9 protein-coding genes are annotated in these 9,930 nt (G+C 63.4%); 3 read left to right on the forward strand and 6 right to left on the reverse strand.

The window, feature by feature from the left end; genetic code table 11:
* The 6 genes from Q0S16_RS09445 to Q0S16_RS09470 form a co-directional block, all read right to left on the reverse strand.
* Window positions 1–685 (reverse strand): FadR/GntR family transcriptional regulator (locus Q0S16_RS09445; protein WP_295847465.1); only part of this gene is annotated, 685 nt, incomplete at its 3' end.
* Window positions 682–1,665: a galactofuranose ABC transporter, permease protein YjfF gene (yjfF, locus tag Q0S16_RS09450; protein WP_295847468.1), complete on the reverse strand. Its 984-nt coding sequence runs from the start codon at window positions 1,663–1,665 to the stop codon at window positions 682–684. The genes Q0S16_RS09445 and yjfF, both read right to left, overlap by 4 nt.
* The gene (locus tag Q0S16_RS09455; RefSeq protein WP_295847480.1) at window positions 1,662–2,645 is read right to left on the reverse strand and encodes an ABC transporter permease; all 984 of its coding nucleotides are present in this window, start codon (window positions 2,643–2,645) and stop codon (window positions 1,662–1,664) included. Before Q0S16_RS09455 ends, yjfF begins: the two co-directional genes overlap by 4 nt.
* A 10-nt stretch (window positions 2,646–2,655) precedes the next feature.
* Window positions 2,656–4,164: a sugar ABC transporter ATP-binding protein gene (locus Q0S16_RS09460; RefSeq protein WP_295847470.1), complete on the reverse strand. Its 1,509-nt coding sequence runs from the start codon at window positions 4,162–4,164 to the stop codon at window positions 2,656–2,658.
* 8 nt (window positions 4,165–4,172) lie between these two features.
* Entirely contained in the window at window positions 4,173–5,132 is a 960-nt protein-coding gene (gene ytfQ, locus Q0S16_RS09465) for a galactofuranose ABC transporter, galactofuranose-binding protein YtfQ (RefSeq protein ID WP_295847485.1), read from the reverse strand.
* Between the two features lie 97 nt (window positions 5,133–5,229).
* Window positions 5,230–6,753 (reverse strand): ATP-binding protein, encoded by a 1,524-nt coding sequence (locus Q0S16_RS09470; protein WP_295847471.1) that lies wholly within the window; start codon window positions 6,751–6,753, stop codon window positions 5,230–5,232.
* A gap of 418 nt (window positions 6,754–7,171) precedes the next feature.
* On the opposite strand from Q0S16_RS09470, the gene Q0S16_RS09475 reads away from it, so the two are divergent.
* The 3 genes from Q0S16_RS09475 to Q0S16_RS09485 are packed head-to-tail and all read left to right on the forward strand — an operon-like array spanning window position 7,172 to window position 9,868.
* Window positions 7,172–7,831, forward strand: coding sequence for a hypothetical protein (locus Q0S16_RS09475; RefSeq protein WP_295847474.1), 660 nt, complete (start codon window positions 7,172–7,174; stop codon window positions 7,829–7,831).
* A gap of 42 nt (window positions 7,832–7,873) precedes the next feature.
* Window positions 7,874–9,427, forward strand: a complete 1,554-nt coding sequence (locus Q0S16_RS09480) for a hypothetical protein (RefSeq protein ID WP_295847476.1) — start codon at window positions 7,874–7,876, stop codon at window positions 9,425–9,427.
* A 42-nt stretch (window positions 9,428–9,469) separates the two neighbouring features.
* Window positions 9,470–9,868: a PilZ domain-containing protein gene (locus Q0S16_RS09485; RefSeq protein WP_295847478.1), complete on the forward strand. Its 399-nt coding sequence runs from the start codon at window positions 9,470–9,472 to the stop codon at window positions 9,866–9,868.
* The last annotated feature ends 62 nt before the right edge of the window (window positions 9,869–9,930 follow it).

A 9,930-nucleotide genomic window follows, 5' to 3' on the forward strand; every position in this document is an offset into this window, starting at 1 on the left:
TCACGATGGTCATCAGGGCCGCCGCGGCATCGCTATCTCGGTTCTCGACCGCTTCGATAATGTGTTGATGCGAGACCAGAACGATTTCGCGCTCCGCATCCGCCACCGGCGCGCTGAGCAGGAAGGAAGCGCGCAACGCCGCCTCGATCACACCGCCGATCGAGCGCATGAACGGGTTGCCGGAAGCGTTGGCGACCGTAAGGTGCAGGCTGAGGTCGCCATCGGCAAAACCGGTCGAATCGGAGGGCTCCCGGCGCATGGTGGCAATGGCGCGGCGCAGTTCGGCGAGGTCGTGGTCCGAGCGCCGTTCGGCGGCCAGCGCGGCGGCGCGGGGTTCCACTGCCAGCCGGATGTCGGCCAGATCGCGCAGAAAGCGCGTGTTGATTCCGGCGTCGAGATGCCAGGCCAAAACGTCGCTGTCGAACATGTTCCAGGCGGCACGTTCGCGCACCACGGTGCCGACCCGGGCCTTGGTGCTGAGCAGCCCCTTGGCAACTAGCGTCTTGACGCTTTCGCGCAGCACCGGACGCGACACGCCGAACATCAGGATCAGCTCGGGATCGCCCGGCAGCTTGGCGCCTTCGGCATAACGGCCGGCGATGATGTCGATGCCGAGGCTGCGCGCCACCGCGGCGTGGTTGGAATGCGCGCGCCGCGTCGGGATACTGACGAGCTGCGGGCTCATGACGCGGGCACTGCCGCGGCGCGACGGACGGATCGGCGGGCGAAGCCGACGATCGCCTGCTGCAGGACGATGAAGGCAAACAGCAGAACGCCGGTGGCGATCTTGGTCCACCAGCTCGACAGCGTGCCGTCGAAATTGATGTAGCTCTGGATCAGGCCCTGGATCAACACGCCGACAAAGGTGCCGAATACAAAACCATAGCCGCCGGTCAGCAGCGTTCCGCCGATCACGACGGCGGCAATGCTGTCGAGCTCGACACCGACCGCCGAGAGCGAATAGCCGGAGGAAGTGTAGAACGAGAACACGATGCCGGACAGGCCGGCCAGCATGCAGGACAGCATGTAGATGCGGATGGTCGTCGGCCCGACACGTACCCCCATCAGCGCCGCCGTGCCGCGGCTGCCGCCCAGTGCGAAGACATCGGCGCCAAAGCGGGTGAAGTGCAGCAGTCCGATGCCCACCGCGAACACCGCGAGCATGATCATCGCGATCACCGTCAACTGGCCGTCGCCGGGTAGTTTGATCGCGTAATCGGCGAGCTCCGAATATAGCGGCGCGTTGATCGGGATCGAATCCGTGGACATCAGGAAGCTGGTGCCGCGGGCGAGAAACATGCCGGCCAGCGTGACGATGAAGGGCGGCAGGTCGAAAACCTGAATGATCGCGCCCATCGCCGCTCCAAAGGTTGCGCAGATCGCGAGGATCGTGGCGAAAGCCAGCCAGGGGGACATGCCGAGCCGCTGGATCGCGATGGCCAGGAAGACCGTGGTGAAGCCGATCACCGCCCCGACCGAGAGGTCGATGCCGCCGGAAATGATGACAAATGTTATGCCGGTGGCGACGATGCCGAGGAAGGCATTGTCGGTCAGCAAATCGGCGACCACGCGCGTCGAGGCAAAATTGGGGAACTGCACCGAGCAGATGATGAAGCCGACGACGAAGACGGCCGAAGTGATGAGGACGGGAAACAGCCGGTTCATTTCCGCGCCCTCGACAGCAGCAGGCCGAGGCCGGCAAGCCGTGGCGATTGCATCAACAGCACCGCCAGCACCACGAGCGCCTTGACCACCAGGTTGAATTCCGGCTTGAAGCCGGACAACAAAATGCCGGTATTCATGGCCTGGATGATCAGTGCGCCGAGCACCGCGAAGGCCAGGCTGAAACGTCCGCCGAACAGCGAGGTGCCGCCGATCACCACCGCGAGGATGGCGTCGAGCTCAAGCCACAGCCCGGCATTGTTGGCGTCGGCGCCCATAATGTCGGCCGCGGCAATGACGCCGGCGAGCGACGCGCACAGGCTGCACCAGACATAGACGGCGATAGTCATGGTGGTCGTGCCGACGCCGGCCAGCGCGCTGGCCCTTGCATTGCCACCGGTAGCCTCGATCATCAGCCCAAGCGCCGTGCCGCGGATCAGCACCACAGTGAGAAGCAGCATGCCGAGTGTAATTGCCACCGGCACGGGCACCCCCAACACTGCGCCGCCGCCAAACCACACCAGCTCCGGTGAGGAGAACGTGACGATGCGCCCTTCGGTGATCAGCTGCGCGATGCCGCGGCCCGCGACCATCAGGATCAGCGTGGCGACGATCGGCTGGATGCCGAGCACCGCTACCAGCAGCCCGTTCCATACCCCGCAGACGAAGCCCGCGCCGAGCGCGGCGGCCAGCACGACCGGCCATGGATGGGTGTCGGCGAAGCTGGCGGCAATGGCGCCGGAGATTGCCATCACGGCGCCGACCGAGAGATCGATGCCGCGGGTCGCGATTACCAGCACCATGCCGAGCGCCAGCAGGGCGACTGGCGCGCCGCGGTTGAAGACGTCGATCAGACTGCCGAACAGCCTGCCGTCCTGCAGCCGCAGGTCGAAGAACTGCGGCGATACGGACCAGTTGATTGCCAGGATCGCCAGGAAGGCGAGCACTTGCGGCAGGCCGGAGCGGGGCAGGCGCAGCGCCATCATCGGTCCCTCACGCCGCGCGCGGCTGGTCGCCGGCGATCGCCGCCAGGATCGTCGGTACGTTGATCGCCTCGCCAGCGAGCCGTGCCACATGCGCCCGTTCGCGCAGCACGATGACCTGATCGGCATAGCTGACGATCTCCTCCAGCTCCGAGGAAATCACCAGCAGGGCAAGCCCGTCGGCGCAGAGTTGCTGGATCAGGCGGATGATTTCAGCATGCGCCCCGACATCGATGCCGCGGGTTGGCTCGTCGAGGATCAGCAGTCGGGGCGAGATCGCCAGCCAGCGCGCCAGCAGGGCCTTCTGTTGGTTGCCGCCGGAGAGCAGACCGATCGGACGTTCCGGGTCGGCGGGACGGATGTCGAGCAGCCTGATGAAACGCCTTGCAATATCGTCCTGCTCGCGCCGCGACAGCGGCTTCAGCAGCCCGCGACGCGCCTGCAGCGCCAGCACAATGTTTTCGCGCACCGTCAACTCCGCGACGATGCCGTCGGTCTTGCGTTCTTCAGGGCAGTAACCGAAGCCGAGCCGTACCGCGTCGCGTGGGGAATGCAGCCGTGCGACGCGGCCGCCGATGGTGGCCGCGCCGCTATCGGCGCGGTCGACGCCGAACACCAGCCGCGCGGTTTCGGTTCGGCCGGAGCCGAGCAGACCGGCGAGACCGACCACCTTGCCGGCGTACAGGTCGAGGTCGAACGGCGTGATGCTGCCATCCTTGCCAAATTGGCGGAGCCTCGCCAACGGCGGAGGCGGGGCAGTATCGGCACGATGCATGCGCGCGGCGGCGACTTCGCTGAGTTCGCGGCCCAGCATCATCCGGACCAGCTCGATGCGTGGCAGCCGCGCCGTCTCGCGTTCGCCGACCAGCCGGCCGTTGCGCAGCACGGTGATGCGGTCGCTGATGGCATAGACCTGATCGAGGAAATGCGTGACGAACATGATGCCGATGCCGCGCCGGGCGAGCTGGCGCATGATCGCGAACAGGATTTCGACCTCGTGACTGTCGAGGCTCGCCGTCGGCTTGTCGAGGATCAGTACCCGCGCCGACATGTCGACGGCGCGCGCGATGGCGGTGATCTGCTGGATGGCGACCGAATAATCACCGAGCGGGGCGGCGACATCGAGGTCAAGCCCGAAGCCCTTCAACAGCTGCGATGCGCGGCGGCGCATCTCGGCATGATCCACGAATCCAAACCGCGTCGGCTGCCGGCCGAGAAACAGATTCTGGGCTACCGACAGGTTCGGCAGCATGTTCACTTCCTGATAGACCGTGGCGATGCCCGCCTTCAACGCCGCGTCAGCGGTGCGTAGCTCGATATCGACGCCGTCGAGCCGCACCACACCGGCGTCGCGCGCGACCACGCCGGTGATCAGCTTGATCAAGGTCGACTTGCCGGCGCCGTTCTCGCCCAGCAGCGCATGTATCTCGCCGGCGCATAGCGCGAAATCGACCTCGTCGAGCACGCAGACGCCGGCGAAGCTTTTTGTCAGCCCGCGCGTTTCAAGAAGCGGCGTCACCGTCCGGCCTAGTAGCCGAGGCCCTTCTTGCTGTCGTAGATCTTCTGCGGGTTGTCGGCTGCCGTATAAAGCTTTGACTCAGTCTGGATCCACTTCGGCGGCGTGGTGCCCTTTTCCTTCCAGGCGATGATCGCATCGAAGGCAGGACCGGCCATGTCCGGCGTCAATTCCACGGTCGCATTGGCTTCGCCGGCAGCGATCGCCTTGAAGATGTCCGGCACCGCGTCGATCGAGACCGTGAGAATGTCCTTGCCCGGCTTCAGACCGGCTTCCTTCATCGCCTGGATGGCGCCAACCATCATGTCGTCATTATGCGCGTAGACCGCGCAAATGTTCTTGCCGCCGCCTTCGGCCTTGATGAAGCTTTCCATCACTTCCTTGCCCTTGGCGCGGGTGAAGTCGCCGGTCTGGCTGCGCACCACCTTCAGGTTGGAGTGTTTGGCGACGGCCGTATCAAACCCCTTCTTGCGGTTGGCGGCGACGCTGGCGCCCACCGTGCCCTGCAGCTCGACGACGTTGCAGGCCTTGTTACCCGCCGCTTTGGCCAGCCACTCGCCGGCGACTTCGCCTTCATGTACACTGTCGGAGGTCACGGCGGTGAGATACAGGTCCTTGCCGGACGGATCGATATCGCGGTCGAGCAGCACCACGGGAATCTTGGCGTCCCGGGCTTCCTTTAGTACCGCGTCCCAGCCGGTCGCAACCACCGGCGCCAGAAAGATGGCGTCCACCTTCTGAGCGATGAATGAGCGGATCGCCTTGATCTGGTTTTCCTGTTTCTGATTGGCGTCGGCGATCTTGAAATTGACGTTACGCTTCTTGGCCTCTGACTTGGAGACAGAGGTTTCGGCCGCACGCCAGCCGGATTCGGAGCCGATTTGTGAAAACCCGATAGTGAGCTGAGCAGCGGAAGCGTTGCATGCCAGGCCGGTCAAAGCGGTGGCAGCGAGCAGGGCCGTGAGGGTCATGCGGATCATGAGCGTTCTCCCAGATGTGCCGACGCTTCTTCGAGCGTCTGGATGCGGGAGAGTTTATTGCACGGTCAGATTGTGCTGACTAGTCATATTATTTGACTATACCATCCGCCAATGAATCGGTGGCTGCCAGCTCCGCCGGTAGCTCTTCGGCGTTGGGATCACCGGGCGCGGTGGCCCAGGCGAGTTCCACGAGGGTGACGGTCCGCCGGCCGACCCCATCGAGCTGGCAGACGATCAGGCCCCGTTCCTCGATATAGCTCAGCAAACGCCGGGCGCGGCGCAACGAGTGCGATCCATAGGCTCGGGCGATGGTGGCATCGCTCGGGCAGGGCCAGCCCTCCTTGGCGGCGCGGGCGATCATCATAAACACCCCCTGCATATCCTCGGGCAGGATCGAAGCGCGGTTGGAGACATCCTGCCAGCCGTCATCTTCGGCCATATCAGAGCCCAGTCCGGCACGGGCGCGTGTCAGCATGTGCCGGAAGTCGCTGAGGTCAGGTACCGCCGCGCCGAGCCCGCCGATGCGGCAGCGGACCACGAATTCCTGATAAAGCACGCCGACGGCGCGAAAGCCGGCGTCAGGTTCCGCCATCACGGCGCGCAGAATACGATCGACGCGATCGCGCCGCTCGGCAAGTTGCTCCGCGCTGAGCGGCTGCTCCACAGGTTCAGGACGGATTTCAAGCGCCGCGGACTTCGCCGCCATCAACTGGCCGAGCAGGTCTGGGGATAACCGGCGCTGCGGCCGAACATGTTCCGGCGGCGGCGCGGCCAGGATCATCGCATGGGCGTCCCCGGTCGCTTCCGGCAACGCCAGAAGCCGCGGCGTCGCATTGCGCGGCTGGGTGTCGGTGGGTCCGATGCGCAGCCCCAGCGGGCGGCGCGACAGCGCGGGGCCGAGCGCCATGAACTGCCCGCGTTCGAGATCCCGGAACGCCTCTGCCTGGCGCCGCTCCATGCCCAGCAGATCGGCGGCGCGCGCCATGTCGATGTCGAGAAAGGTGCGGCCCATCAGGAAATTGGAAGCCTCGGCCGCGACGTTTTTGGCGAGCTTCGCCAGTCGCTGGGTGGCAATGACGCCGGCAAGTCCGCGTTTGCGGCCACGGCACATCAAGTTGGTCATCGCGCTGAGCGACAATTTACGCGCTTCGTCCGAAACCTCGCCGGCGACGGCCGGCGCGAACAGCTGCGCCTCGTCCACCACCACGAGCATCGGGTACCAGTGATCGCGGGCCACGTCGAAAAGCCCACCGAGGAACGCAGCGGCACGCCGCATCTGGTTTTCGGCGTCGAGCCCTTCGAGATTGAGAACCGTGGAGACGCGGTGGATGCGCGCGCGCTCGCCGGCGACCTGGAGGCCGCGCTCGGTATGTTCCTCGGCATCGATCACCAGATGGCCGAAACGGTCAGCCAGCGCCACGAAGTCGCCTTCGGGATCGATGATGGTCTGCTGTACCCACGGCGCACTTTGTTCCAGCAGCCGACGCAGCAGATGGGATTTTCCGGAGCCCGAATTGCCCTGCACCAGCAGTCGGGTCGCCAGCAATTCTTCCAGGTCGAGCGTCGCCGGGGCGCCTGCCGTCGTTCGTCCCATCTCGATCGCAACGGTCATATCGACTCAAACGCTCCCTGAGATGGGGGCTTATCAACCTGACCGTGGCCCGTCGAGCGCCCATGACGCCGGCACCATGATTCATCCCCCGGGTCCCGCATCTACCCGCGGGATAGCAATGGATTAATTTCGCAACCTTTGGTCGGCTCTGTCTGAAAGTTGTCGCGGCAGGCTGCGCTAAAAAGAGTTGCGATCGAAGGAATTTGCAATCCTTGCGATCTCGCACGTCAACACTCGAGGTGATTGTCGGGTAGGTATCTGGCGCCGCAGATTTTGGTAATCAATTTCATTTAACTTGTTGGGAGCGGTGCGTGAATTTCTTGATGGCATCGTGAGGGAAGCCCGCGGCCATCGCATGTCACACGGATCAGACGACAGTGATAATTATTGGCCGGGTTATGTCGATGCGTTGACATCGATGGTGCAGGTGCTGGCCTTCGTCATGATGATGTTGGCCATGGCGGTGTTCGTATTGTCGCAGAGCGTGGCGAAACATGCTGTCGAGGCCATTGCCAAGGTCGTCAATGCGGAGGTTAACCCCACGGATGACGTCAAGAAGATGACGCAGGCCGTGATGGAGAAGGTGCGGCAGCTGCAGTCGGCCAATTCGGCGAGCGAGCCGCGCAAGCCTGAGAAGGCAGTCGACAGTTCGGCGAGCGCTGCCGCTGCTAGTATTGACTCCGAAAAACTCGTCGGAGCGCGGGTGAGCAATGCGCGGTCTCGCCAGGAGCCGGCGCGGATTCAGGTTTCGCCGGAATCACCACGGCTGTCCCTGGGATTCGAGGAACGAAGCTTCAAGGTGCAACAGGACGCTGCCCAGTCGATCGCGCGTCTGGTCGACGACAACAAGGTCCTCGAGCGCGGACAGGTGATCATGATCACCGCCTATGCCTATTCTGGCGACGGCGCGCTCTCCGAGGCGAGGCGTCTGGCCTATTACCGGGCCATGATGGCGCGCAAGCAGCTGGTCGATTCCAGGGTTCGGCCTGACAGCATTCGCGTCAACGTCAACGACACCGCGGACCGCGAAAAGGGTCTGACGGTCGAAATGGTTATTGCGGACAAGAGCGCCAATTAACAGGCGTGGGGAGGCCAAAAGCCTCTGCCAAAGGGTATTGCGATGGAAAAGCGGATTGCGCACGTTCTCTACAAGATGATCGGGTTGATCGTCTTGATCGCTCTCGGAAGTGCCTGGCAATGGGACTTCATTGCCGAGGGCGTGATGGCTCACGTCTATACGACGGGATCGATCCTCAGTGCCTTCGGCTTCGCCATCGTCATGGCCTTCGTGTTCGTGTTCAAGCTGAGAAACGAAGTCGTTGCCTTCAATGCATTGAAGGAGATGTGGGATGACATCCGGATAGGCCCGAGCGAGCAGTCGAGGGACCCGCTATGGCGGCACTATCGCTGTTCCCGGCCGGGGCGCCTGTTCAAGCGGCCGCGTCTGCTGGGCCATGCCTATGATCTCGTCACCGACGAGCTGGCGCGAACCAAGAAGATCCGCCTCTCGGTCGAGACGATGAACACGCTGGTCCACAAGATCGGCGAGACCATCGACGACGAGAAGTCCTTGCTCGGCTACATGTCCGGGCTTCTGGTCTTCATGGGCCTGATCGGAACGTTTATCGGCCTGCTCCATATGGTCGGCTCGATGGGCGGCATCATTGGCGAACTCGCGAGTTCGGCGGGAGGGTCCGCGTCGCCGGACGCTTTCCAGAAGCTGCTCGGCGCGTTGCAGGAGCCGCTGAAGGGCATGGCGTCTGGGTTCGCCGCGTCGCTGTTTGGCCTGTTCAGTTCGCTGGTCGTCGGCCTGCTGGCCCGCATGGCGGGCCAGGCCGCCGGCGTATTGAGGCACGAATTTGAATCATGGCTGGCCGGCGTCGTCCAGATCGGCGACGAGGAAAACGCCAACGACCGATCGCCGGAGCGCGTCAACGGCGCCCGATCATCGTCCGATCATTCCCTGGTCCAGACCGTGGGCAGCATTCTTGCCGACTATTCGCGCGTGGCCGGAAATTTCGACCAGGCGGTGCGGTTGCTTGGCGACATTCAGATGAGCCAGCAACAGCAGGCGGCGCGGATCGACACGATCGCCGGCAGCCTGTCGAAATTTGGCGCGGGGCTGGAAACATTTTCTGAAGGCATGTCCGTCGTGATGACTACGGAACTGGAAGCCACCCGACTGCTGATCAAGGAGATGGAGCAATCGCACTCGACGAACATCCGTCACCTCGCCAATAATCACGCCCAGACCGCTGTGCAGATCGCCGCGGCGATTGAAAAGAACGCGTTCGTCGCCGAGCGCATGCCGCTGCAGGTCAGTGACAACATCGAGTCCCGGATCGATGGCGCGCTCAAGGAAGCAATGAAGCCGTTGGCGGTGTCTATCACCAGTCAATTTCACCGGCTGGAGGATTCGGTCACGAAGCTTGCCACGCGGCGGCCTGCGGATGGCTCGATGTCATCGCCCAATGGCGCGGAAAGCGGACTTGAAGGCCGGATTTTCGAAGGCTTTGACCGGCTCAACGCGAATATCGGCACAGCCTTTTCGGCCTATACCGGCGTGCTGAAACTCGCCGTCTCCGCGCTGGAAAAAGCCGAAGGAGCATCCGACCAACGAGTGGCTCATCCGCCGGAGATCGCATCAACAGACACGAACCGGGCGATGGCCTAGCTCGCGTCGGCCAGAGCCATTTTAGACAAAGGAGTTTTTTTGATGAAGAGCGCTGTTGCAATCACACCGACCACTCCTGCGCTTCCACAATCGGCGAAGCTGAACAAAAAGACCTTTTCCCGGCGTCACAGCCGCCACGATTGCGTGGTGATAGGCACCATGAAAGTCATCGACATCGGCGCTGAATTCGATGGGGCCTTGACCGAGGTGTCGCAGGGTGGATGTACCTTCCGGCAGGCCAGCATGTTTGTTCTCGACCGTCTTGGTGAGACGGTGCTGGTGCATACGGAATTCTTTGAGGCGGAGGGGCGCATCCGCGCCGTCCGCGAAGACGGCTATGGCGTGCAGTTTTTCAACGAGGTCGATGAGGGCGTGGTTGATCGCATCGTTCAGGAATACGGCTTCAAGGTCTCGGACTCATTCCTGGCCAAGCGGAATTAGCCGCGGCCGTATTGCCATGCCGACACATTCAAGGCGGCCTGCCACCAGCATCCATGCAGCAC

The organism is Tardiphaga sp., assembly GCF_025356345.1.
Taxonomy (GTDB): domain Bacteria; phylum Pseudomonadota; class Alphaproteobacteria; order Rhizobiales; family Xanthobacteraceae; genus Tardiphaga.

Excerpts from the sequence above, each read along its gene's own strand:
- yjfF (WP_295847468.1), bottom strand. The coding sequence starts at position 1,665 with ATGAACCGGCTGTTTCCCGTCCTCATCACTTCGGCCGTCTTCGTCGTC.
- Q0S16_RS09480 (WP_295847476.1), top strand. The coding sequence starts at position 7,874 with ATGGAAAAGCGGATTGCGCACGTTCTCTACAAGATGATCGGGTTGATC.
- Q0S16_RS09470 (WP_295847471.1), bottom strand. The coding sequence starts at position 6,753 with ATGACCGTTGCGATCGAGATGGGACGAACGACGGCAGGCGCCCCGGCG.
- Q0S16_RS09455 (WP_295847480.1), bottom strand. The coding sequence starts at position 2,645 with ATGGCGCTGCGCCTGCCCCGCTCCGGCCTGCCGCAAGTGCTCGCCTTC.
- Q0S16_RS09475 (WP_295847474.1), top strand. The coding sequence starts at position 7,172 with ATGGTGCAGGTGCTGGCCTTCGTCATGATGATGTTGGCCATGGCGGTG.
- ytfQ (WP_295847485.1), bottom strand. The coding sequence starts at position 5,132 with ATGACCCTCACGGCCCTGCTCGCTGCCACCGCTTTGACCGGCCTGGCA.
- Q0S16_RS09485 (WP_295847478.1), top strand. The coding sequence starts at position 9,470 with ATGAAGAGCGCTGTTGCAATCACACCGACCACTCCTGCGCTTCCACAA.